The organism is Novosphingopyxis sp. (assembly GCF_965218915.1).
Taxonomy (GTDB): domain Bacteria; phylum Pseudomonadota; class Alphaproteobacteria; order Sphingomonadales; family Sphingomonadaceae; genus Novosphingopyxis.
On sequence record NZ_OZ244708.1, the window covers coordinates 433,593 to 457,283 of the forward strand.

Below are 23,691 nucleotides of genomic sequence, written 5' to 3' on the forward strand. Positions count from 1 at the left end.
CTTGGCAGTCTTCTCAGTCGTGATAGACCACGTCGCCACTGTCGTCAGACTTGGCATATTTCTTGGCCAGATCATGATCGACCGAGGTCAGCTGCTCGCTCTCACAGCGATGATCGGCGATGGTCTTTTCTCCGCGCAGCACCAGCACGCCGTCGTCGAAACGCGGATCGTTCGGCTCGTCCGCTTCGAAATTGGTTCGCATCACCCGGCTGTAAACGACATAGCTCGCGGACCCGCGCGCAAAGCTCAACTGTGCCTCGCCGCCTCCGGAATAGGGCACCGAGACGAAGCGCAGCGCGCCCGCCGCGCGGTTTTCCGGAAAGGTCAGCTCGTTCGCTTCGCCGGAAGCGCCGTAGCGATATTGCGCGAAGCGCGGCCCGCCCGCCTCGGCCGCGGCGCAGACCGAGAGCGATTTGCCGCTCGCTAGGCGGCAGGAAAAGATCACCGGCTCGCCCGGCGCGCACAGATTGTCCTTGCCCGGCTGCGCTGGCGGTGTGGGGCTCGGGATTGAGGCCTCGACAGGCTTGGTCGGCTGCAGTGCGGGTGCCGCCGCTTCCGCCACCGGAGACTCGCCGCCATCGCTCGCCTCCGGCTCCGCTTGAGAGCAGGCCGCAACCAAGAGCAACGACAGAACAGCGAGATCATGTTTCCTCATGTCGTTTTCGGTCGAGCCGGTCCATTGCCTATTTTCCTCGTGATGCTGCGCTGTTATCTAGCAGAACAAAGCTATTTTCGCTCGTCTTTCTTCCTCCTCATCGCGCTGTTGAAGCGGTCGGCCCAGCCGGGCTTGACCAGCTGCTCGCCGCGCACGAGCCTGAGATCGCCGTCGCCGACGTCGCGGCTGACCGCGCTGCCCGCCGCCACGATCGCGCCGCGCCCGATGCTGATCGGGGCGACCAGCGCGCTGTTCGAGCCGATGAACGCCCCCTCGCCGATCACGGTCCGGTGCTTGAACCAGCCGTCGTAATTGCAGGTGATCGTGCCTGCGCCGATATTGGCGCCCGCGCCGACGTCGGTATCGCCCAGATAGGTGAGATGGCTGGCCTTGGCGCCGCGTCCCAGAACCGTCTGCTTCATCTCGACGAAATTGCCGACCTTGGCGCCCTCCTCCATCACCGATCCGGGCCTGAGCCGCGCATAGGGGCCGACCGAGCAGCCCGCCTTGACATGCGCGCCCTCGAGATGACTGAAGGCATGGATGACGACGCCGTCCTCCACCGTCACGCCAGGCCCGAACACGACATTCGGCGCGATCGTCACGTCGCGGCCGAGCTTCGTATCGTGCGCGAAGAACACCGTTTCGGGCGCCTGCAGGCTCGCGCCCTCGGCCATGGCCCGTTCCCGCCGCAGCGCCTGCCAGTCGGCCTCCACGCGCGCCAGTTCCGCGCGGCTGTTGACCCCTGCCACCTCGCTGGCCGCCGTCTCGATCACCGCGCTCGCCTGGCCCGGCAGCATGACGATGTCGGGCAGATAATATTCGCCCGCTACGTTGTCGTTGCCGATCTGGTCCAGGAGCACGAACAGGTCGGTCGCGCGCGCCGCCATCAGCCCGCTGTTGCACAGCGTCGCCGCGCGCTCGGCCTCGCTCGCGTCTTTGTACTCGACCATCGTCTCAATGATCCCGGTGCCGTCGGCGATCACCCGGCCATAGGCGGCGGGATCGTCCGGGCGGAAGCCGAGTACCACGCAGCGCGGATCGTCGCCGCGCCGCAGCCGCTCCACCATCCGCCGCATCGTCTCAGCGCTCACCAGCGGCACGTCGCCGTAGAGGATCAGCACGTCGCCCGAAAATCCCTTGAGCGCATCGTGCGCGCGGGCCACGGCATGGCCGGTGCCGAGCTGCTCGATCTGTTCGGCGATCGCGATATCGCGCCCGGCGAGGCTGGCCGCCACCTGCTCCTTGCGTGCGCCGACCACCACCACGGTGCGCTGGGCGCCCAGTTCGCCCAGCGTATCGATCAGATGGTGCAGCATCGGCTTGCCGGCGATGGGGTGGAGAACCTTGTGCAGATCGGACGCCATCCGCGTGCCCGATCCCGCGGCGAGGACGATGGCGGCAAGAGGGCGTGCGCTGTTCATCGGGTTCGCTTTCGTTCGCTTGGCGGCGCCTGCCCCCTGCCACGCCCCCCTTGCATAATCCAGTGGCTTGAAGCCATGTCCGTTTCCATGACGGATTTTCCCGACGATCATGTGGGCATCGAGCTCGATAGCAGGCCACTCGAGGCCGGCGACGCGTCCGCCCTCAAGCTCGCCGGAACGAGCCCGGCATGAGCATCGCACGCGCGGATGCGGGCGGCATCGCCACGATCGCGATCGACCGGCCCTTGCGCAAGAATGCGCTGCGGCTGCAGGACTGGAAGGCGCTGACCGAATGCGCGGCGCGGGCCGATGCGGACGAGGCCGTGCGCGCGATCATCTTGACGGCCAAGAACCCGCAGCTGTTCTGTGCGGGCGCGGATATCGCCGATATCGCCGCGAATCATCAGGATGCCGCCTGGCGGACGGGCAACTATGCGGCGGTGCGCGCGTGCAACCGCGCATTATGGGAAGCGGACAAGCCGGTGATCGCGGCGATCGGCGGCGATTGCATCGGCGGCGGTTGCGGCCTCGCGCTCGCCTGCGACCTGCGCATCGCCGCGCCGGGCGCGCGCTTCGGGGTCACCCCGGCCAGGCTCGGCATCGCCTATGCCCGCTTCGACACGTCGCTGCTGGTCGCCGCGGTGGGCGATGCGCAGGCGCGGCGCCTGCTGCTGACGGCAGCGCTGATCGACGCCGAGGAGGCGTATCGAATCGGGCTGATTCACGAAATCGCCGCCGATCCGATGGCCCGCGCGCGGGCGTTTGCGATACAGATGATGGCGCTCTCGCCGCACAGCATCGCGGTCTCCAAGCGCCATTTGCGTGCGATCGCCCGGGGGGTGGTCGACGACGATACGGAAAGCCGCGCGCTGTTCACAGAAAGCTTTGCGCGTGACGGGTTCAGCGAGCGCCTGGAGCGGTTTCTGAGCCGCAAGAACTAGATTGATCGGCAAGGGGCTTTCGCCGCCAGCCATTTTTTGCAAGAAGCGTTTTGTCGGCTCGCGATGTTGTTGTGGGTGCGTTTGCTCCAAGGGGGGAGTTACCATGCGCGTTCTCGCATCTATCCTGTTTTTGTCCTGTGCCGTGGCGGGCCCCGCCCGCGCCGAATGGCGCGAGGCGTCGAGCGACCATTTCGTCGTGGTGGCGGACGACAGCGAAAAGGACATCCGAGCGTTCACCGACCAGCTCGAGCGATACGATGCTGCTATGGGCAGGCTGTTCAGCAATCGTGAAGAGCAGCCGAGCCCGTCCAACCGCGTCGTTATCTATGTCGTCAACAATGACGGCGAAGTGCGTAAGCTGCTGGGCGACAAGTCTAGCAGGGTAGCCGGCTTTTACATTCCGCGCGCGGGCGGCTCGGTGGCGTTTGTGCCGCGGATCGAAAACCGGTCGCGCGAACTCGACGAATCGATGCTTATCCTGCTTCACGAATATGCGCATCACTTTCTGATTTCGAGCAGTGGCTTTCCCATGCCGCTTTGGATGTCTGAAGGCGCGGCGGAGTTTTTCGCCTCGGCCAAGTTCGAAAAAGACGGCGGCGTCAGTCTAGGCCGACCGGCGCAGCACCGCGCTTACGAGCTTTACAATGATGGCGGTATCGAAGTCGAGGACATCCTTACGGCGACGGAGAACGAACCCGACGGGAGCGGTTTTAGCGCCTTTTACGGCAAGAGCTGGCTGCTCTATCATTATCTGGTCTTTTCCGAAGAACGCGCGGGACAGCTGAAGAAATACGGCACCGCCCTGCGCGCCGGAAAAACTCTGCGCGAGGCGGCTGTCGAGGCGTTCGGTAATCTCGATCAGCTGGAGAAAGACCTCAATTCCTATCTGCGCCAGCGCCGCATGAGCGTGTTCAACATGGCCGGTACCAATCTGCAGACGGGGCCAATCGCCGTTCGCCCGCTCAGCGAAGGCGAGGCCGCCATGGTCCCCATCAAGCTGCAGTCCAAGCGCGGCGTCAACCGCGAGCAAGCGCTGGAGGTGCTGGTCGATGCCCGCAAGATTGCGGCGAAATATCCTGGCGAAGCGGCGGTGCAATCGGCGCTGGCCGAGGCCGAATTCGACGCCGGGAACGATGCGGAAGCGATCGCAGCTGCCAATGCGGCGCTGGGGATCGACGATCGTCAGGTCAATGCCTATGTGCAAAAAGGCTACGCGCTATTCGACGAGGCGGAGAGTGCGGACGACCGCGAGGCGGCCTATGCCGAGGCGATCAAGCCCTTCGTCGCGCTCAACAAGATCGAGAATAATAACCCGCTGCCGCTGCTCTATTTCTACCGCAGCTTTGTGGAGCAGGGCATCGAGCCCTCCAAGCTGGCGGTGCGTGGGCTGGGCCGCGCCGCGCAACTCGCGCCGTTCGATCTGGGCCTGCGCTTTATGTTGGCGATGCAGGATTTGCGCGACGGCGAGCGCGATTCGGCTCGCGCCAATCTGATCCCCATCGCCTATGATCCCCATGGCGGGGCAGATGCCGATAGCGCGCGTGCCATTCTGGTTGGGCTGGACAAGGGCACGGACACTGACACGCTGATTATGCAGATGGCGCTCGGACAGGTGACTGACGATCGAGGCAATGAAGGCCAAAGCGGCGGCGAGTAAGCGCCGCAGCTTACGCCGAGCGTTCTCGCCCCCGGCGCCACTTCGTCCACAGATGCCGCGCCAGCATGATCGGGGGCATGCGCAGCCAGTGGCCGCGAAGGGTGAAGGCGAAACGCAGCCAGCGCCGCGTCGGGCGTCCCCAGCCGTCGCGGGCCATTAGGCGTTTTTCGTACCAGGGGTCGAACGGCGACGGCTTGCCTTTCAGCTTTCCGTCGACCGGCGTGCCGTAAATTCGTTCCGACAGGCGCAACGCGCGGCGGACGAAGGGCAGCAGTTGGTGGCGCCGGGCGCGCACGGCCAGCGCGTCCCAGAAATTCGGCGCGACGGCGAATTCGCGCAACATCCGGTCGATGTCCCACAGGTTGCGCAGGCCCCCGTCCAGTTCTCCGTCGGCGAACAGATGCGCGATCGAATGCACCACCATATCGGCGGGCGAAAGCACGTGGAGGCCGTGCCAGCTGGAGAATTTGGCAAGCCGCACGCCTTTTTGCTCGGCATCGGGCTCGAGCGCGATGGCCGAGCCGAGCATCGCCTTGGCATCGGGCGTGGGCCGTGCGGTCCTGGGCAGGATGGTGTGGTGCACGTCGATCATCCGGTCCCGCGTCCGGTGGATCAGCGGCGGCAACTCGTGCATCCAGCGGCGATAATATTGATCGTCATAGGCGTTTTCCTTGACCCATTCCCAGCCCGCGCCAAGCAGCGCCGCCTCGACCTTTTCCAGATCATCCTCCGCCACCAGCAGATCGAGGTCGCCGATCGAGCGGCCGCGTCCCGCCGCCAGATCGGCCGCGACATAGGCGGTGCCCTTGAGCAGTACCGCCTTACCCTCATAATCGGCCAGCGCGCGGCGGGCGCAATCGGCTTCCCACAAGGCGGCGCGGCGCTCCTGCTCGGCGGCACTGCGGGCATCGGCGAGCACAGCTGCGACCTCGTCCGGCACGCCGCGCCCGTCGAGCCGGTCGGCGAGCGCGCCGATCAGCCGTTCGGCGCGCGCGGCGGCGATCAGCCCGTTCCAGTGGCGCGCGCCGAAGCCGCTTGCGGCGCGTGGATCGCGCAATGTGTCGACGAGACGGCGCGCGGCGGTCACGCCAGCTTATCCCACAGTTCCTCGATCAGCTCGGCACCCTCTTCCCCCCGCCGATAATCGATCGCGCGGGCCGGTACATTCTCGCAAAGGCGCGTCAGCGCGCGAAAGCCCGCCTCGCCCAGCGCGACATAATTGGTCGACGCCTGGGTGAGCCGCATGAACAATTCGCTCGGTGGCACATCGCGCACCGCCCGCGCCTCGCCGAAGCGCGGGAACAGGATCAGCCCGGGCGGCGCCGTTTCGGTCATGCGCCGAATCGCATCGAGCGGCGGCACGAGATGACGGATGTCGCCCTTGGGCGTGCCCCTGAGCCTCGGGCCGAGGCGGTTGTGGCTGACCCGTTGCTCGAGCGCGCCGACGCCTTCGTTCTTTAGGCTGACGAGGCGCGGAAAAGGGTGGATTGCGGCGTCTTCCAGGCCGACGAGCGCGAACTCGTCGCTCATGAAGCGCCAGCCGGTCTCGCCCAGCAGCGCGGCCATGGTCGATTTGCCCGAGCCCGACAACCCGGTCATCACCAGCGCGCGTCCGTCCTTTTCCGCCGCGCCGGCGTGGAGCAGCAGATGCCGCCGCCAGCCCAGCGCCAGTTGCAGGTTCATCCCCATTTCCGCCGCCAGCAGTCCTTGCGCGAGCGGCAGCGGCGCGGCGTCGGGCAGCATGAAATCGCCCGCGATCGCGACCGAGGGACGGACGAGCTTGCGCCAAGGCCTCGCCGGCTCCAGCCGCACGGTAAAATCGCTGTGGGGGGGCTTCGGATAGGCGGCATAGAGCCGCTCCAACTGCTCGATCGGCCCGCGCCAGGCCGAACCGATGCGAAAGGCCGCGGGGCCGACGCGGACGCGGAACTCATGCACGCCCGCGCACCCGTTCGACCAGGCCTAGCGCCGCCAGCTCCTCCAGCCGCGCGCCGACCAGCGCGGCGGCGTCCTGGCGGACGAGCTCATATTGTTCGGCGAGCCGCGCGGCGAGCCCGGCGGCATCGATCGGCTCCTCGCCCATCGCCGCCATGAGTTCGGGCACCGGCTCCATGACGATGTGCGTCTGCCCCGAGCGCCGGTGGTAGACGAGCGTCACCGCATCGAGCGGCCGCCAGACCAGCTCTGCTTCGGGAACGCGGGTGTAGAGCGGCTCAGCTGGCATGAGGCGCCCCTTGTCCGCAGTGTAGCCTGCCTAGGCAAGCCCGAAAGAGCGAGCGAGCCGACTGCGATCAGCGCGGCATCTGCAGCGAGGCGTAGCAGGTGAACCCGCTCTGCCCGGCCTGGAGACGCCGGATATAGTTCAGATAAGCCTGGTTCTGCTCGTAAGTCGCGCCGGGCAGGCTGCGTCCCTGCAGCGCGCGTTTGACCTCTTCGCCGGTATAATTGCGGCCCGGCGGCGCGAAGGAGCCGGGCGTATCGGGCGGCACGAGCCGTCCGTCGCCGGCGATATATTGTCCCGCCTGCGCGCGGTCGGGCACCGGGATCTCGCAATTCAGCACCGATCCGGTGGCCTGCGCGATCGCCGGGCGCACGCTGACGATGGTCGAGGCGGCGAACGCGCCGAGCATCAGCGCGTGGCGGCGATCGACCCCGCCACGGCCGGCGGACTCGCCGTCGTCGGCGGGGCCTTGTTCATGCTTGGGGGTATCGTTCACCAGATTTGTCTCCCAACGGCGCGGATCGGGCATAGCGGTGGCGCGCGGCGAAAGCGATAGCGCAGGCGCCAGGGCTTTCCTTACCGTCCGATCGCGGGACAGGGTGGGCCTGAAAACTTGCCAATATATTGACGGCGTCCGACCTGTTATGAAGCGCGGCCATGAGCCGTTTTTCCCTTCTGCGCCTGGCCCTCGCCGCGCTGCTGCTGCTGACCGGCGCGATCATGGCGGGCTATTCAACCGAGCTGGCCGAGCGTAGTTTCATCATGATCGTCTCCGGCATGATCGCCCTGTTCGTGGCGTCCGATCAGGGCGGCGGAAAGGCGCGTGCGCGGCCGCCGCGCCAAATACCCTCCGCGCCGGGGCGGATCACCCACCATCCCGATTTCCAGGCGTTCATCGATGCCTCGACCGATCCGGTGTTGCTGGTCGAGGCGGCGCGGGTCACCAATGCCAACCGCGCCGCGCAGCGTCTGCTGGGCGAGAATGTGATCGGCGAGAACGTGCGCACCGCCGTGCGCCATGCCGGCGCCGCCGAGCGGCTCGCCGACGATGATGCGCAGCATGAGGGCCGCCCGCTGCGGCTCACCGGCATCGGCCTGCGCGACCAGAGCTGGGACATGCGCATCAGCCGCATCGGATCGGGCCAGAAGCTGGTCCAGCTGACCGACCGGACGTCGAGCCAGGCGGCCGAGAAGATGCGGGTCGATTTCGTGGCCAATGCCAGCCACGAGCTGATGACGCCGATCTCCTCGATCAAAGGCTTCATCGAGACGCTGAGCGAGCCCGATGCCGGCGGATCGGCGCCGACGCGCACGCGTTTCCTGGGGATCATGGCGGCCGAGACCGACCGGATGCAGGTGTTGGTGCGCGATCTGATGTCGCTGAGCCGGATCGAGGCGGAGAAATATCAGCCGGTCGAGACCAGTGTCGATCTGGCCGATATCGCCGTTAGCGTGGCGGGCGAGCTCGCCGCCGGGTCCAATCCACGCGGCCGCGACATCGTGCTCGATGGGCACGAGCGGCCGCTGACGGTGATGGGCGACACGAGCCAGCTGCGGCAATTGCTATACAATGTCCTTTCGAACGCGATGAAATATGGCCGGCAGGGCACGCCGATCATGCTGTCGCTGGGGCTTTCGCGATCGGGCTCGATGGCGCGGCTGCGTGTTACCGACGAGGGGGAGGGCATCGCGCCCGAGCATATCCCGCGGCTGACCGAACGCTTCTACCGCGTCGATTCAGGGCGCAGCCGCCAGCTGGGCGGCACGGGGCTCGGCCTGTCGCTGGTCAAGCATATCGTCGATCGTCATCGCGGGCATCTCGAAATCGCCAGCGAGCAGGGCGAGGGCACCGCGATCAACGTGATGTTGCAGATCGCGCGCGCGGACGCCCATGCCGACCCCGAAACGGGCGCGAACGAAGGTCCCGGCTGAGACCTTGCTCTTCCGAGGCACGCAACGACAAGCGCCGTTGACCTAAACTGTAACGCCGCTGTCACATGACAGTCACCCGCAAGCCACGTCCTTCGCCTACAGCGCCCAGACGAACGACCCTCTCCCGCCACCCGTGCAAACCGGCCGGGACAGCGAAATTTCATGATATCAAGAGGTTGAGCATGGACAAGAAATTTGCGGCACTCGCAGCCGGAGTCGTGCTGCTGGCCGGATGCCAGGACCAGGCCGGCACATCGGGCGCCGGCACGCGCGACCATATCGCGATCGTCGGCTCGTCAACCGTCTTCCCCTTCGCCAAGGCCGTGTCCGAGCGCTATGCTTCGGGCGCGGCCGGACGCACCGCGCCGGTCCTCGAATCGACCGGCACCGGCGGCGGCATCGAGCAGTTCTGCGCGGGCATCGGCCCCGGCACACCGGACATCGCCAACGCCTCGCGCCGGATGAAGCCGAGCGAGTTCGAAAGCTGCGGCAAGAACGGCGTGACCGATATCGCCGAGGTCAAGATCGGGATCGACGGAATCGCCGTGGCACAGTCGGTCAAGGGTCCCAAGATATCGCTCACCGAGGAGCAGATCTACAAGGCGCTCGCCGCCAAGCCGTTCGGCATGAACCAGACCGCCAGGAGCTGGTCCGACGTCGATCCCTCGCTGCCCGATATCCCGATCGCGGTCTATGGCCCCCCCGGGACGTCCGGAACGCGCGACGCCTTCGAGGAACTGATTCTGGAAAAAGGCTGCGATACCAACGCGCAGATGCAAGCGATGAAGGACAGCGATAAAGATCGGCACGACGCGATCTGCACCGAGATCCGCACCGACGGCGCGTACAAGGAGCAGGGCGAGAACGACAATCTGATCGTCCAGAAACTCGCCAGCAATCCCGATATGATGGGCGTGTTCGGCTATAGCTACATGGCGGAAAATGCCGACAAGGTGCGCGGTATCCCGATCCAGGGCGTCGCGCCGACCTACGACAGCATCGCGAGCGGAAAATATCCCGGCGCGCGGCCGCTCTTCCTTTACGTCAAGAAGGCGCATGTCGGCAAGATTCCGGGCCTCAAGGAGTTCGTGCAGGAGTTCGTTTCGGCCGGCGGCAAGGACGGCTATCTCGCCCCGCTCGGGCTGATCTCGCTGCCCGACGGCGAGCGCGCGGCATCGGCGGGCAACGCGGGCGCGATGAAGTCCATCGACGCGTCGACTTTGGCCGGTTAGGCCGCCACTATTCGGACGCGGTCGATGCCGGGCGGATTGTCCGCCCACACCGCGCGCCACGGACCGAGAGGCGAGAGGACGTAGACGATGGCGGGGGCGGGGCTGCTCTTTCTGGTGCTGGGGCTGGGGCTGATCGGCTGGATCGCCGGGCGTGCGCGTGCCGCCGCCTTCGTCCATGGCGGGCGCTCCAACCTCAACAGCCTGCCGAGCTACCATGGCTGGTACCTTGCGCTGTTCGCGGTGGTGCCGCCGCTGCTGTTCCTGATCGTGTGGAGCGGCGTCGTCCCCGCGCTGCAGACCGATATGGTGCTGACCGCGCCGGAGGCGGCCCAGCTTCCCGCCGACGGCTTCACCCGCGCCTCGATCCTGTCCGAGGCCCGTGCCATCGCCAAGGGCACGCAGACCACCGCCTTCCAGCCCATGGCCGATCAGTTCGTGCCGCTCTACCGCGCGGCGATCGCGCATTACAACTGGATCGCGGTCGCCGCGACGGTGCTGCTCGTCTTTGCCGGCGGGGCCTTTGCCTTTACCCGGCTTAAACCCGATTTCCGTGCCCGCACCAAGGTGGAGCGCGTGGTGATGGCCGGGCTGCTGGTCGCCTCCCTGATCGCCATCGTCACCACCATCGGCATCGTCGCCTCGCTGATCTTCGAGACGATCCGTTTCTTCCAGGCGGTCTCGCCGATCGAATTCCTGTTCGGCACGAACTGGAATCCGCAGACGAACGTCACCCCGGGCGAAGACAATGGTTTCGGCGCCATTCCCCTGTTCTGGGGCACCGTGTTCATCGGCGCGATCATCGCCATGATCGTGGCGATCCCGCTGGGCCTGATGAGCGCGGTCTATCTTACCCAATATGCGCGGCCCGGCTTTCGCAGGTGGATGAAGCCGATCCTGGAGATCCTCGCGGGCGTGCCGACCGTGGTCTATGGCTATTTCGCCGCGCTCACCATCGCGCCCGCCTTGCGCGATTTCGCGGCGATGGTCGGCATTCCCGGCGCCTCGTCCGAAAGCGCGCTGGCGGCGGGCGTGGTGATGGGCGTGATGATCATTCCGTTCGTCTCCTCGATGGCCGACGATTCGATCGCCGCGGTGCCGAACGCGATGCGCGACGGCTCGCTCGCCATGGGATCGACTAAGTCGGAAACGATCAAAAAGGTGCTGATCCCCGCCGCGCTGCCCGGCGTCGTCGGCGGCGTGCTGCTCGCGGTCAGCCGCGCGATCGGCGAGACGATGATCGTGGTGATGGCCGCCGGCCTCACCGCCAACATGACCGCCAATCCGTTCGCCAGCGTGACCACGGTGACGGTGCAGATCGTGCAATTGCTCACCGGCGATCAGGAATTCGACAGCCCCAAGACGCTCGCCGCATTCGCGCTCGGCCTCGTGCTGTTCATCGTCACGCTGCTGCTCAACCTGGTGGCGCTGCGCGTGGTCAAGCGCTACCGGGAGGCTTATGAATGAGCGCCGATAACGCCTCCGTTTTCCACGTCGACGGAGCGCGCACCGCGCCGACCGATTGGACCAGCGGCGCCATGCAAAAGCGCATCGCCAAACGCTATGCCGCCGAGCGCCGGTTCAAATATCTCGGGCTCGCCGCAGTCGTGCTGTCGGCGTCGTTCCTGGCCTTTCTGCTCTACGTCATGGTCGGCAACGGATTGAGCGGTTTTCAGCGCACCGAGGCCCAGCTGACGATCGACTTCCCCGCGCTGACCGGCGGCACCAGCGCCGCCGCGATCTCCGGCCCCACGGCGGAAACCGTGATCGCCTCGCTCGATCTGCCCGGCGTTGTCGGCGTCGCGCTCGAGGCGGAATATGGCACGGACGGCAAGACGATCTTCTCCAGCGGCGCATGGCAGGTGGTGCAGCAGAAGCTGCTCGCCGACCCGTCGCTGATCGAACAGAAACAGACGATGTGGCTGCCCGCCTCCTCGGACATCGATATCGCGGCCAAGGAAGGCGGCACGGGCGAGGCGCGGGCACTGCTCGGCCAGCTGCGACAAAAGGATGTGGTGCGCACCAGTTTCAACAGCAGCTTCCTCACCGGATCGGACGCGACCGATCCCGCGCAGGCGGGCATCTGGTCGGCGTTCAAGGGTTCGCTGATGACCATGCTGATCACGGTGGTTCTTGCCTTCCCGATCGGCGTCTTCGCCGCGCTGTATCTGGAAGAATATGCGCCCAAGAACCGCTGGACCGACCTGATCGAGGTTTCGATCAACAATCTGGCCGCGGTGCCGTCGATCATCTTCGGCCTGCTCGGCCTGGTCGTGTTCCTGAACTGGTTCGCCATGCCGCGTTCCGCCGCGATCGTCGGCGGGCTGACGCTGGCGCTGATGACCATGCCGATCATCGTTATCGCGGGCCGCAACGCGATCAAATCGGTGCCGCCCTCGATCCGCGAGGCGGCGCTCGGGATCGGTGCATCGCCCGTCCAGGTGGTGTTCCACCATGTGCTGCCGCTAGCCTTGCCCGGCATCCTGACCGGCACGATCATCGGCATGGCGCGCGCGCTGGGCGAGACCGCGCCGCTGCTGCTGATCGGCATGCGCGCGTTCATCCCGACGGCGCCGGGCGGCTTCACCGATCCGGCGACCGTGCTGCCGGTGCAGATTTTCCTGTGGTCGGACGAGATCAATCGCGGCTTCGTCGAGAAGACCAGCGCCGCGATCATCGTCCTCTTGCTCTTCCTCCTTTCGATGAACGCGGTTGCGATCTATCTGCGCAACAAGTTCGAAACCCGCTGGTGATACCCTCCCGATGACAGACAACACCGACAACAGACTCAATGATCAGCTCGCGCGGATAGCGCGGGACAACGACGTCGATACCGGGGTGCCGTCGGAGGCGACCGGTCTTGCCGATCCCAAGATCGCCGCGCGCAACGTCGATGTGTTCTACGGCACCAAGCAGGCGATCAACGACGTCTCGATCGACGTCGGCATGGACAATGTCGTCGCCTTCATCGGTCCGTCCGGCTGCGGCAAATCGACCTTTTTGCGCACGCTCAACCGGATGAACGACACCATCCCGAGCGCGCGCGTCGAGGGCGACATCCGACTCGATGGCGAAGATATCTACGCGCCCCGCATGGACGTGGTGCAGCTTCGCGCCCGCGTCGGCATGGTCTTTCAAAAACCCAACCCGTTCCCCAAATCGATCTATGACAATGTCGCTTACGGCCCGCGCATCCACGGGCTCGCCGCGGGCAAGAATGAGCTGGACGAGATCGTCGAACGATCGCTGCAGCGCGCGGGGCTTTGGAACGAGGTGAAGGACCGGCTGACCGACAGCGGCACCGCGCTGTCCGGCGGTCAGCAGCAGCGGCTGTGCATCGCGCGCGCCATCGCCGTCGATCCCGAGGTGATCCTGATGGACGAACCCTGTTCGGCGCTCGATCCGATCGCCACCGCCAAGATCGAGGAGTTGATCCACGCGCTGCGCGGCCAATATGCGATCGTGATCGTGACCCACAATATGCAGCAGGCCGCGCGCGTGTCGCAGCGCACCGCCTTCTTCCACCTCGGCACGCTGGTGGAATATGGCGAGACATCCGAGATCTTCACCAACCCCCGCGAAGAGCGCACAAAGGATTACATCACGGGCCGTTACGGCTAGGATCGGACCCGGGAAGGACAGCATTATGAACCAGCAGGCCGGCCACACCGTCAAGGCGTTCGACGACGAGATGTCGGAAATCCGCGGCATGATTTCCGACATGGGCGCGCGCGCCGAAGCCGCCGTGGAGGCGGCGATGAAGGCGCTTCGTACCAACGATATCGACAATGCGCGCATCGTCGTGGCGGGCGATAAGGCGATCGACGCGATCGAGACCGCGGTCGAGCGGCGCGTGGTGCAGACCATTGCTCTGCGCGCGCCGATGGCCGACGATCTGCGCGATCTGGTCGCCGCGCTCAAGATGAGCGGGGTGATCGAGCGCATCGGCGACTATGCCAAGAACATCGCCAAGCGCGTCGGCTCACTGGAGGGCCACGGCTTCCTCGACGGCAACGAACAGCTGTTCCGAATGGCCGATATCGGCGGCGAGATGGTGCGCATGGCGATGGAAGCCTATGCCCGGCGCGATATCGACATGGCCCGCGCGGTGTGCATCCGCGACGACGATGTGGACCTTATTCACAAGGAATTGTTCGTCGATTTCATCGCGCATGTCGCCAAGCACCCGACCGACGCCACCGAGATCGCGCATCTGCTGTCGATCTCGAAGAATCTCGAACGGATCGGCGATCACGCCACGACCTGCGCCGAGATGGTCTATTTCTCGCAGACCGGACGCAGTCTCGGCGACGAGATGGACGGCTGAGGAGAAGACCATGAACAAGCCCCGCATGCTGCTGGTCGAGGACGACGAATCGCTGGCCGAACTCGTCCGCTGGCATTTCGAGCGCGAGGAGTTCGAGGTGCGCCAGACCCCCGATGGCGAGGAGGCGCTGCTGCTCGCGCGCGAGCAGACGCCCGATATCGTGCTGCTCGACTGGATGATCGAGAACCTGTCCGGCATCGAGGTGTGCCGCCAGCTGCGCAAGATCGAGACCACCGCGAACGTGCCGATCATCATGCTGACGGCGCGCGGCGAGGAGGACGACCGGATACGCGGTTTCGAGATCGGCGCGGATGATTATGTCACGAAACCGTTCAGCCCGCGCGAGCTGGTCGCGCGCGTCAACGCGGTGCTGCGCCGCGTGCGCCCCGCGCTGGCCGGCGAAACGCTGAAATTCGCCGACGTCGAGATGGACACCGTCGCGCACAAGGTCCGCCGCGACGGCGAGGTGGTGCCGCTCGGCCCCACCGAATACCGCCTGTTCAAGCATTTCCTGGAGCATCCCGGCTGGGTGTTCAGCCGCGAGCGCCTGCTCGACAGCGTCTGGGGCCACGACAGCGACATCGAACCGCGCACGGTGGACGTCCACATCCGGCGGCTGCGCAAGGCGCTGAACGCGGGCGACCGGCCGGACCTGATCCGCACGGTGCGCTCGGCCGGCTATTCGCTGGATCAGGACGCGGCGTAAGCGGCGGAGCCACGCAACAAAGTTGTGCAAAGGCTACAAAGTGGCCGCGCCTGCATTGCAAAACCGCGGTTGGATATTTCCAACAACATGATGGATTGAGTTTTCGACCATGAGGTTGGAGCCGAACCTCGTTCAGCCTTGGCGCCGCATGAACTCTGCAAAAAGCGGCACGCTGAAATCGATATATCCGTGATCCGTGCTGTAAATCATGCCTTTTGAAATGATATTCGATCTGGCGGGACCCAAGGATTTTTGGGTACGGCCCATGGCCTGTGCAATGTCTGCCATAGCATAAGGACCGTCGCCCAGTTGCGCCATCGCCTTTACAAATTGAACCTCCGACTTCGTCAAACGATCGATCCGTACTTTGAAAAAGCCTGCGTCAAGCAGGGCAAGCGTCTCATCATAGGACTGATCCACATCGGCAGCCTTGATCTCGGGGCCATCCGAATTGTTCCAAACCACGGAGGCCCACTCCTGAAGAAAGAACGGATACCCCTGTGTCCGCTCAACAATGGCGCGCAATGCTCCCGGAGCGATGCGCGCTTCCTCCTCGATAATTGGTTTTTCGATCGCCTGCCCGGCGGAAACCGTATCAAGCGCGCCCACCGCCGGATATTGAAACAGGCGTTCTGCATAAGACTTCGCCTCACCGGCCAAGCGTGCGATCTGCGGTAGACCCGCCCCCACCAGCAGCACAGGCAAGCCTTCTTGCGAGATGCGATGCATTGCCACAATGAGTGCCGACAAATCCGCTTCGGACAAATATTGCACTTCGTCGATCAAGAGCAGCCAACCGCGCCCGGCAGCCTGTGCGGCCTTGCCGATCAAGATGAAGAGTTCTGGCAGATCATATTGAAGTTCGCCGGTATCGGCCAGGCCGGGCTCATGCTCCACGCCTATTTCCACGCCCGCAATTTCGATCTTGAAGATTGCCGCAAAGTTCCGCAGCCCCTTCAGACCACGGGTGGCGATCTGCTTTGCCGCGTCCACGGCGGACAGTGATCTCATGACCTTGCGCATTTCCGGATAAATAAGACGGGCGAGGCTTTCGCCTTCCGGAGATTCTACCCGTGATACAAGCAAGCCCTGCTTCTCGGCATTCCGACCAATTTCGTTGAGTAACACGGTTTTGCCCGTACCGCGCAATCCAAGCAGCATCATCGAACGCGCATTCTTGCCGTTGATTGCCCGGCCACATGAAATTCTGGCCGCTTCCAGAATTATGTCTCTGCCGGCAAGTTCGGGAGGACGACTGCCTGCGCCGGGTGCAAAGGGGTTGCGATAGGGGTCCATCTCAGATTCCAGTCATAGCTGACAGGCTAGCCCTATCTAGCAATAACTAGCGAATATCGCTAGATTTGGGTAGATTTGGGTAGACACCGGTGTTCACGCGTCGCGCCAGAAATAAGGCCTCCCTCACCCAAAGAAAGAAAATCCCATCTCCCTCCGCCGGACTAAAGAGAGACTGGCATCTTGTCTGATCCCCTACTCCGCCCCCGGCAACGTCACCTCGAACAGCGTCGGCCACAGCTTGCCGGTGATGAACAGCCGCTGGCCCTCGGCGTCCCACGCGATGCCGTTGAGCACGGCGTTGGCGTCGGTCGCGCCGATTTCGCCGACGATCGCGCGGCAGTCGATGACCTGCGTGATCAGCCCGGTCTTGGGGTCGATGCGCAGGATGAAGGGGGTCTGCCAGACATTGGCGAGGATGTTGCCGCCCACATATTCCAGCTCGTTGAGCTGCGGGATCACGCGGCCGTCCGGCATATGGACGAGCAGCGTGCTGCGCTCCGCGAAGGTCTCGGGATCGAGGAAGCGCAGGATCGGCGAGCCGTCGGAGAGGATCAGCGAAGCGCCGTCGTCGGTCAGCCCCCAGCCCTCGCCGTCATAATGAAATTCACCCTTCGGCTTGAAGTCCTTGAGCGCCCAGCGGTGGGCCACGCCCGCCTGCCAGGTGAGGCTGATCAGCTCGCCCTGCCACAGCGCCAGCCCCTCGCCGAACTCTTGGCGCGGAATGGCGGCGCTCCGCAGCACGTGTCCGTCTTCCAGCCGCACCTCGCGAATTTCGGAATGTTCGCGCTGCCCGGTGCTCTCGTACAGCGCGCCATCATGCCAGAGCAGCCCTTGGGTGAAGGCGTCCGGATCGTGCGGAAAGCGCGCGACCACTCTCGGCGTCACCACCGGCGGCGGCGCGGGCGCGGGCGCGGGCTGCGGGGCCGCGCTTTGCGTTTCCGCCGCGCTCGCCCGCTGCGTCGCCGCAGGCTCGGCCGAGGCGCAGGACGGCAGCAGCAGGGCAAGCAGCGCGGAGGCGAGAAGCGGCCGGTTCATCGCGCCGATCATGCCGCGATCCCGCGCGCCCGTAAATCGCATTTGCGGTGAAGCGATGCGCGCGCCCCGTGCAACCGAAGCCCCCTGCAACCGAAAGCGGAACGCAAATTGTCTCGCGCGTCTTTTCATGGCGCCCGCCGGTCGCTACGCACGGCGGTGCGACAGGAGAGAGCATGCCAGCAACCAACCGAAAGACCGATTGATGAGCGCGCCGGTGCTGACCACCCAGGTCGATCCCGACAGCGCCCCGTTCAAGGCCAATGCCGCGCATAACCATATGCTGGCGGAGCAGCTTCGCGGGGCCGTCGCCACGGCGGCCAAGGGCGGGTCCGAAGGCAGCCGTCGGCGCCATGTGGATCGCGGCAAACTGCTGCCACGCGAGCGGGTGGAACGGCTGCTCGACCCCGGCTCGCCGTTTCTGGAGATCGGCCAGCTTGCCGCGGGCGGCATGTACGGCAAGGACGATATTCCCGGCGCCGGGCTGATCGCGGGCATCGGCCGCGTTTCGGGCCGTCAGGTCATGATCGTCTGCAACGACGCAACGGTGAAGGGCGGCACCTATTATCCGATGACGGTGAAGAAGCATCTGCGCGCGCAGGAGATCGCCGAGGAAAACCGGCTCCCGTGCGTCTACCTCGTCGACAGCGGCGGCGCGAACCTGCCGCACCAGGCCGAGGTGTTTCCAGACCGCGACCATTTCGGGCGCATCTTCTTCAACCAGGCGCGGATGAGCAGCCAGGGCATCCCGCAGATCGCCTGCGTGATGGGCAGCTGCACCGCGGGCGGCGCCTATGTCCCCGCCATGGCCGACGAAAGCGTGATCGTGCGCGAACAGGGCACCATCTTCCTGGGCGGGCCTCCCTTGGTGAAGGCCGCGACCGGCGAGGTCATCAGCGCCGAGGATCTGGGCGGCGGCGACCTGCACGGGCGCAAATCCGGCGTGGTCGACCATGTCGCCGAGAACGACGGGCATGCGCTGACCATCGTGCGCGATATCGTCTCCACCCTGCCGCAGGACCGCTTGCCGGACGTCAACACGGCCGCCCCGCGCCCCCCCAAGTTCGACGCCGAAGATCTCTACGGCATCGTGCCGCGGGACGTGCGCCAGCCCTATGACGTGCACGAGATCATCGCGCGGCTGGTGGACGGCAGCGAGTTCCAGGAGTTCAAATCGCTCTACGGCGAGACGCTGGTGTGCGGTTTCGCGCATATCTGGGGCATGCCGGTCGCGATCCTGGCGAACAACGGCATCCTGTTCAGCGAAAGCGCGGTCAAGGGCGCGCATTTCATCGAGCTTGCCTGCCAGCGGCGCATCCCGCTGCTGTTCCTGCAGAATATCAGCGGCTTCATGGTCGGCGGCAAATACGAGGCGGAGGGCATCGCCAAGCACGGCGCCAAGCTCGTCACCGCGGTGGCCACCGCGAGCGTGCCCAAGGTGACCGTGCTGATCGGCGGCAGCTTCGGCGCGGGCAATTACGGCATGAGCGGCCGCGCCTACTCCCCGCGCTTCCTGTTCAGCTGGCCGAACAGCCGGATCAGCGTGATGGGCGGCGAACAGGCGGCGAGCGTGCTGGCGACGGTCCACCGCGACGCGGACGACTGGAGCGAGGAGGAAACCGAAGCGTTCAAGGCCCCGATCCGCGACAAATATGAAGAAGAGGGCAATCCCTATTACGCCACCGCCCGCGGCTGGGACGACGGCATCGTCGACCCCGCGCAGACCCGCGACGTGCTGGGCCTGGCGTTGGCGGCATGCCTGAACGCGCCGGTGCCGGAGCGGGCGCGGTTCGGCGTGTTCCGGATGTGATGATGAGGCCAATAAGGCGAGTTAGCCAACTAAGGACCAAAGACTGCGGCGCTGCTTGCTTAGCGATGTTGGCCCGCGTGACGTACTCTCGCGCATATCAGACCCTTTACGGAACTGAGAAATGTCGTGCGACTACTAAGGAGGACATACGCCATGCACTCAACGAACTTGGTTATGATATCCCAAAAAAGAGGCAAAGCCATTTTGGCCGCTCGGCAGGGCAACTGAATTTGAGGAGTGATGCATTAGTTTACTGCAATTATCGACCTGCTGCGGATGAAGCACATTGGATGGTTTGGGATTCATCGCGAAAACGACTAATCGATCCACTCAAAAAACCTTATAAGCATCCTAGGGTGCATTCATATCTCATCCTTACAAAATTGGCGAAGGGCAAGAAGCGTCAGTGATCCAGTTTAGGATAGTAGCCAACCGGAACGTGCGCCCCTCCCAAATCCTCCCCGGAACGGGGAGGGGGACCGCTCGGCGTAGCCGAGGGGTGGAGGGGCCGGGGCCTCTCCTGATGGAGCAAATGTTTCGGCCCCTCCGTCACGCCTTCGGCGCGCCACCTCCCCGTTCCGGGGAGGATTTGATTTGACCGTTTCGGGAGAGGATTTGGGGAAAGCGAAGCATCGGACCGTCGGCGCTCCCGACGAGACCATCCGGTGGGCGCGGCAACTGCGGCGCGAGATGAGCTTGCCCGAAGTGCTGCTGTGGCGGCAGCTGAAGCAGCGGCCCGGCGGGTTCAAGTTCCGCAAGCAGGTGCCCGCCCATCCCTATGTCCTCGACTTCGCCTGCCTTTCCGCGCGGCTGGCGATCGAGATCGACGGGGCGGCGCATGATCGCGGAGATCGGCCGGAGCGCGACGCGCGACGCGACGCGATGTTGGCGGCGCGCGGCTACCGGACATTGCGCATCGCGGCGCGCGATGTGCTGCGTGATCTGGAGGCGGTGGTGAAGCATATCGTGGCGCATTGCGAAGAGTGGAGCAGAGACGATGAGATATGAGCACCCCCAAATCCTCCCCGGAACGGGGAGGTGGCAGCCCGCAGGGCTGACGGAGGGGCCGGGAGGTTCGCATCCGAACGCACCGTCCCGGCCCCTCCACCACCGCTTCGCGGCGGTCCCCCTCCCCGTGCCGGGGAGGATTTGATGCTTGAATCCCTCCTCATCGCCAATCGCGGCGAGATCGCCTGCCGGATCATCCGCAGTGCGCGGAAGCTCGGTATTCGCACGGTCGCGGTCTATTCGGATGCCGACCGCAACGCGCTGCATGTGCGCTCGGCCGACGAAGCCGTGCCTATCGGCCCCTCGCCAGCCAACGAGAGCTATCTCGTCGGCGACAAGATCATCGCGGCGGCCAAGGAAAGCGGCGCGGAGGCAATCCATCCGGGCTATGGCTTCCTCTCCGAGAACGCGGATTTCGCGCAGGCCGTGCTGGACGCGGGCCTGATCTGGGTCGGGCCGAAGCCGGATTCGATCCGCAAGATGGGCCTGAAGGACGCGGCCAAGACGCTGATGGACGCGGCCGGGGTGCCGACCACGCCGGGCTATATCGGCGACAATCAGGAGGCATCTTTTCTGGCGGAGCGCGCCGCCGAGATCGGCTATCCCGTGCTGATCAAGGCGGTCGCGGGCGGCGGCGGCAAGGGGATGCGCAAGGTTGAGGCGGCAGACCAATTCAACGACTCCCTGCAGTCCGCGCAGCGCGAGGCCAAGGCGGCGTTCGCCAACGACATCGTGCTCATCGAAAAATGGGTCGAGAGCCCGCGCCATATCGAGGTGCAGGTGTTCGGCGACAGCCATGGCAACGTCGTCCACCTGTTCGAGCGCGATTGCTCGCTCCAGCGGCGGCATCAAAAGGTGATCGAGGAAGCCCCCGCACCGGGCATGGACGAGGCGACGAGAGCGGCCGTGTGCGATGCGGCGGTCCGGGCCGCGCGAGCGGTGGATTACGAGGGCGCGGGCACGATCGAGTTCATCGCCGACGGCTCCGATGGCCTGCGTAGCGATCGGATATGGTTCATGGAAATGAACACGCGGCTGCAGGTCGAGCATCCGGTGACCGAGGAGATCACCGGCGTCGATCTGGTCGAATGGCAGTTGCGCGTGGCCTCGGGCGAGCCGCTGCCGATGCGGCAGGACGAGCTCAGCATCACCGGCCACGCGATCGAGGCCCGGCTCTATGCCGAGGACCCGGCGAGCGGGTTCCTGCCGAGCACGGGGCGGCTGGAGCTGTTCGATCTGGACGACAGCGGACGGGTCGAAACGGGGGTCGAGACGGGCGCGGACATCTCGCCCTTTTACGATCCGATGATCGCCAAAATGATCGTCCATGCCGAGACCCGCGAGGAAGCACGGGCGGGGCTGCGCGACATGATCGCGGGCAGCGCGGTGTGGCCGGTCAAGAGCAATGCCGGATTTCTGGTGCGCGCGCTCGACCATCCGGACTTCGTCGCGGCCGATCTCGACACCGGGCTGATCGCGCGCGCGGGCGACGACCTGATGCCCGGCGGCGCGCCTTCCGACGAAGAACTCGGTGAGCAGGCGAACGCGCTGCTGCAGCTCACCGATATGCCGGGCTTCCGGCTCAATGCCCCGCCCAAGGCGGCCGCCTGGTTCCTGCTCGACGGTGAGCCGGTGGAGTTGCCCGTGGGCGCGAACGCGAGCGGCGAGGTCGCGGACGAACTGCTGATCGCCGAGGAAGGCCAGGTCTGGCGGCTGTCGCCCTGGCGCGTCGAAGGCTCGGGCGCAGCCACCGCCGGAGACGGCGCGATCCTCGCGCCCATGCCCGGCAAGATCATCGCGGTCGGCGTGGCCGAGGGCGACCGCGTCAAGGCGGGCGACAGGCTCGTCACGCTGGAAGCGATGAAGATGGAACACAGCCTCACCGCGCCGTTCGACGGCACCGTCACCGCGCTGAAAGCCAGCGAGGGCGCGCAGGTGCAGAAGGACGCGGCGCTGGTGGTGGTCGAAGCGGACGAGGCGTAAAGTTCAAAATCCTCTCCGGAACGGGGAGGTGGCGCGCTGCCGGAAGGCAGCGTGACGGAGGGGCCGAGGGGTTCGCATCCGAACGCACCGTCCCGGCCCCTCCACCACCGCTTCGCGGCGGTCCCCCCCGTTCCGGGAGGATTTATGGAAACGCTGTCCTACATGGGGTGGGTTCGGCTATCGTCATCCCCGCAATGCCAGCGCCCGTCCTTCGCGCCGCCCATCCGGCGGCTCCATTCATCGAAGCAAGTCAACCGCTCACCGCAATTTCTGGCCCCCATCCCTGTCACCCGTGTCACCTTACAAGGCCCCGCTCGCCCGATCGCCGATTCGCATCCTCCCCGCGCTTGACATGCACCGGCCTCACCGCCATTGACCCGGCCTTGTCCGCGGCCCGGCCGCGCGCGGACCGCCGCTCCGTCGGAGCCAAGCGAAGCTGGGGACAGGTGGCCGAGTGGTTAAAGGCAGCAGACTGTAAATCTGCCCGGTTTTCCGTACGCTGGTTCGAATCCAGCCCTGTCCACCAGATTTGCCGAAGAGAAATCGTCCGGGGGACGATTTCCGGCAAATCTCCCGAGCGCAAGCGAGGGTGTCTCGGCGCAACTGTAATGAAACGACGATCCAGCGCGGTTGCAGCGCCGCACGCGCTGTGGCAGCGCTGCCGCACCCTGGATTGCTTCGTCGCCTCCGGCTCCTCGCAATGACGTCCGAGACAAAGGAACGACCACCATGGCCAAACGCGGACGCGCGCGGAAGGAAGCCAAGCGCGGGCTTCCCCATTTCTACGGCCGCCACGCGGTCGAGGCCGCGCTGGACAATCCGGATCGCGATGTCCGAAAACTGTTTCTGACGCGCGAGGCCGCGGCCACGCTCGTCATCCCCGAGGGGATGCCGGTGCAGTTTTGCGAGGTGACCGACCTCGCCCGCCACGTGCCCAAAGACGCGCCGCATCAGGGCATGGTGGCCGAGGTCGCCCCGCTCGAGGAACTGCTGCTGGCCGATGTGCTGGATGCGGGCGAGACGGCGACGCTGCTGTTCCTCGACCAGGTGACCGATCCGCACAATGTCGGCGCGATCTTCCGTTCGGCCGCCGCGTTCGATGCGGTCGCGGTGGTGACGCAGGACCGGCACGCGCCGCCCGAAAGCGGCGTGGTCGCCAAGGCGGCGTCGGGCGCGCTGGAGCTGGTGCCGTGGATCCGCGTGGTCAACCTGTCGCGCGCGCTGATCGAGGCGGCGGAGGCGGGCTATTGGCGGATTGGACTGGCGGGCGAATCGGAGGTGCTGCTGCCGGACGCGCTGACGCCGGGGCGCAACGCGCTGGTGCTGGGCGCGGAGGGCGAGGGCCTGCGCCACAATGTCGGCGAGCATTGCGATCATCTGGCGAAGCTGCCGATCAGCGAGCGCATGGAGAGCCTCAACGTCTCCAACGCCGCGGCGATCGCGCTCTACGCGGCGGCGCAGCGGTGATGA

Annotated in this window: 21 protein-coding genes and 1 tRNA gene; 14 read left to right on the forward strand and 8 right to left on the reverse strand. The window is 65.6% G+C overall.

The features are described 5' to 3' along the window. Window positions 1-13 precede the first annotated feature (13 nt). Both ACOQPC_RS02155 and glmU read right to left on the reverse strand, forming a co-directional pair. Window positions 14-655: a hypothetical protein gene (locus ACOQPC_RS02155; RefSeq protein ID WP_420607031.1), complete on the reverse strand. Its 642-nt coding sequence runs from the start codon at window positions 653-655 to the stop codon at window positions 14-16. Between the two features lie 71 nt (window positions 656-726). After that, window positions 727-2,079, reverse strand: a complete 1,353-nt coding sequence (gene glmU / locus ACOQPC_RS02160; protein ID WP_420607032.1) for a bifunctional UDP-N-acetylglucosamine diphosphorylase/glucosamine-1-phosphate N-acetyltransferase GlmU — start codon at window positions 2,077-2,079, stop codon at window positions 727-729. Window positions 2,080-2,267: 188 nt separating this feature from the next. Here glmU and ACOQPC_RS02165 point away from each other — a divergent pair, with 188 nt between their 5' ends. Both ACOQPC_RS02165 and ACOQPC_RS02170 read left to right on the forward strand, forming a co-directional pair. After that, window positions 2,268-3,020 carry an enoyl-CoA hydratase/isomerase family protein gene (locus ACOQPC_RS02165; RefSeq protein ID WP_420607033.1) on the forward strand — a complete coding sequence of 251 codons (753 nt, stop codon included), beginning with the start codon at window positions 2,268-2,270 and terminating at the stop codon, window positions 3,018-3,020. A gap of 103 nt (window positions 3,021-3,123) precedes the next feature. Then, on the forward strand, window positions 3,124-4,677 hold the full coding sequence (locus ACOQPC_RS02170) for a hypothetical protein (protein ID WP_420607034.1): 1,554 nt from the start codon (window positions 3,124-3,126) through the stop codon (window positions 4,675-4,677). Window positions 4,678-4,687: 10 nt separating this feature from the next. On the opposite strand, the gene ACOQPC_RS02175 is transcribed toward ACOQPC_RS02170, so the two are convergent. The 4 genes from ACOQPC_RS02175 to ACOQPC_RS02190 all read right to left on the reverse strand — a co-directional run bounded on the left by ACOQPC_RS02175 (window position 4,688) and on the right by ACOQPC_RS02190 (window position 7,307). Further along, window positions 4,688-5,764 carry a nucleotidyltransferase family protein gene (locus tag ACOQPC_RS02175; protein ID WP_420607035.1) on the reverse strand — a complete coding sequence of 359 codons (1,077 nt, stop codon included), beginning with the start codon at window positions 5,762-5,764 and terminating at the stop codon, window positions 4,688-4,690. Continuing rightward, the gene (locus ACOQPC_RS02180) at window positions 5,761-6,615 is read right to left on the reverse strand and encodes an HprK-related kinase A (RefSeq protein ID WP_420607036.1); all 855 of its coding nucleotides are present in this window, start codon (window positions 6,613-6,615) and stop codon (window positions 5,761-5,763) included. Before ACOQPC_RS02180 ends, ACOQPC_RS02175 begins: the two co-directional genes overlap by 4 nt. Further along, window positions 6,608-6,901 carry an HPr-rel-A system PqqD family peptide chaperone gene (locus ACOQPC_RS02185; protein WP_420607037.1) on the reverse strand — a complete coding sequence of 98 codons (294 nt, stop codon included), beginning with the start codon at window positions 6,899-6,901 and terminating at the stop codon, window positions 6,608-6,610. The genes ACOQPC_RS02180 and ACOQPC_RS02185 overlap by 8 nt, the downstream gene beginning before the upstream one ends. Before the next feature lie 67 nt (window positions 6,902-6,968). Further along, entirely contained in the window at window positions 6,969-7,307 is a 339-nt protein-coding gene (locus ACOQPC_RS02190; RefSeq protein WP_420608044.1) for a hypothetical protein, read from the reverse strand. A gap of 248 nt (window positions 7,308-7,555) precedes the next feature. On the opposite strand from ACOQPC_RS02190, the gene ACOQPC_RS02195 reads away from it, so the two are divergent. The 7 genes from ACOQPC_RS02195 (at window position 7,556) to phoB (ending at window position 15,092) form a co-directional block, all read left to right on the forward strand. Continuing rightward, window positions 7,556-8,830, forward strand: coding sequence for an ATP-binding protein (locus ACOQPC_RS02195; RefSeq protein WP_420607038.1), 1,275 nt, complete (start codon window positions 7,556-7,558; stop codon window positions 8,828-8,830). Window positions 8,831-9,012: 182 nt separating this feature from the next. Then, on the forward strand, window positions 9,013-10,062 hold the full coding sequence (locus ACOQPC_RS02200; protein ID WP_420607039.1) for a substrate-binding domain-containing protein: 1,050 nt from the start codon (window positions 9,013-9,015) through the stop codon (window positions 10,060-10,062). A gap of 87 nt (window positions 10,063-10,149) precedes the next feature. Further along, window positions 10,150-11,526: a phosphate ABC transporter permease subunit PstC gene (pstC, locus tag ACOQPC_RS02205; protein WP_420607040.1), complete on the forward strand. Its 1,377-nt coding sequence runs from the start codon at window positions 10,150-10,152 to the stop codon at window positions 11,524-11,526. Continuing rightward, window positions 11,523-12,812, forward strand: coding sequence for a phosphate ABC transporter permease PstA (pstA, locus tag ACOQPC_RS02210; protein ID WP_420607041.1), 1,290 nt, complete (start codon window positions 11,523-11,525; stop codon window positions 12,810-12,812). Before pstC ends, pstA begins: the two co-directional genes overlap by 4 nt. Before the next feature lie 10 nt (window positions 12,813-12,822). Next, window positions 12,823-13,680: a phosphate ABC transporter ATP-binding protein PstB gene (gene pstB / locus ACOQPC_RS02215; RefSeq protein ID WP_420607043.1), complete on the forward strand. Its 858-nt coding sequence runs from the start codon at window positions 12,823-12,825 to the stop codon at window positions 13,678-13,680. A gap of 25 nt (window positions 13,681-13,705) precedes the next feature. Further along, the gene (phoU, locus tag ACOQPC_RS02220; RefSeq protein ID WP_420607044.1) at window positions 13,706-14,386 is read left to right on the forward strand and encodes a phosphate signaling complex protein PhoU; all 681 of its coding nucleotides are present in this window, start codon (window positions 13,706-13,708) and stop codon (window positions 14,384-14,386) included. A 10-nt stretch (window positions 14,387-14,396) separates the two neighbouring features. Further along, window positions 14,397-15,092: a phosphate regulon transcriptional regulator PhoB gene (gene phoB / locus ACOQPC_RS02225; protein WP_420607045.1), complete on the forward strand. Its 696-nt coding sequence runs from the start codon at window positions 14,397-14,399 to the stop codon at window positions 15,090-15,092. 132 nt (window positions 15,093-15,224) lie between these two features. On the opposite strand, the gene ACOQPC_RS02230 is transcribed toward phoB, so the two are convergent. Both ACOQPC_RS02230 and ACOQPC_RS02235 read right to left on the reverse strand, forming a co-directional pair. Then, window positions 15,225-16,388 carry an ATP-binding protein gene (locus tag ACOQPC_RS02230; protein ID WP_420607046.1) on the reverse strand — a complete coding sequence of 388 codons (1,164 nt, stop codon included), beginning with the start codon at window positions 16,386-16,388 and terminating at the stop codon, window positions 15,225-15,227. A gap of 192 nt (window positions 16,389-16,580) precedes the next feature. Further along, on the reverse strand, window positions 16,581-17,435 hold the full coding sequence (locus ACOQPC_RS02235; protein WP_420607047.1) for a glutaminyl-peptide cyclotransferase: 855 nt from the start codon (window positions 17,433-17,435) through the stop codon (window positions 16,581-16,583). Between the two features lie 190 nt (window positions 17,436-17,625). Here ACOQPC_RS02235 and ACOQPC_RS02240 point away from each other — a divergent pair, with 190 nt between their 5' ends. The 5 genes from ACOQPC_RS02240 (at window position 17,626) to rlmB (ending at window position 23,688) form a co-directional block, all read left to right on the forward strand. Beyond that, window positions 17,626-19,230: a carboxyl transferase domain-containing protein gene (locus ACOQPC_RS02240; protein ID WP_420607048.1), complete on the forward strand. Its 1,605-nt coding sequence runs from the start codon at window positions 17,626-17,628 to the stop codon at window positions 19,228-19,230. A gap of 594 nt (window positions 19,231-19,824) precedes the next feature. After that, a complete protein-coding gene (locus ACOQPC_RS02245; protein ID WP_420605590.1) occupies window positions 19,825-20,238 on the forward strand; it encodes an endonuclease domain-containing protein in 414 nt (137 codons plus the stop codon). A gap of 144 nt (window positions 20,239-20,382) precedes the next feature. Then, the gene (locus tag ACOQPC_RS02250) at window positions 20,383-22,221 is read left to right on the forward strand and encodes an acetyl/propionyl/methylcrotonyl-CoA carboxylase subunit alpha (RefSeq protein WP_420607049.1); all 1,839 of its coding nucleotides are present in this window, start codon (window positions 20,383-20,385) and stop codon (window positions 22,219-22,221) included. Window positions 22,222-22,661: 440 nt separating this feature from the next. After that, window positions 22,662-22,747: transfer RNA gene (locus tag ACOQPC_RS02255), tRNA-Tyr, on the forward strand. 203 nt (window positions 22,748-22,950) lie between these two features. Then, the gene (gene rlmB / locus ACOQPC_RS02260) at window positions 22,951-23,688 is read left to right on the forward strand and encodes a 23S rRNA (guanosine(2251)-2'-O)-methyltransferase RlmB (RefSeq protein WP_420607050.1); all 738 of its coding nucleotides are present in this window, start codon (window positions 22,951-22,953) and stop codon (window positions 23,686-23,688) included. Window positions 23,689-23,691: the final 3 nt, after the last annotated feature.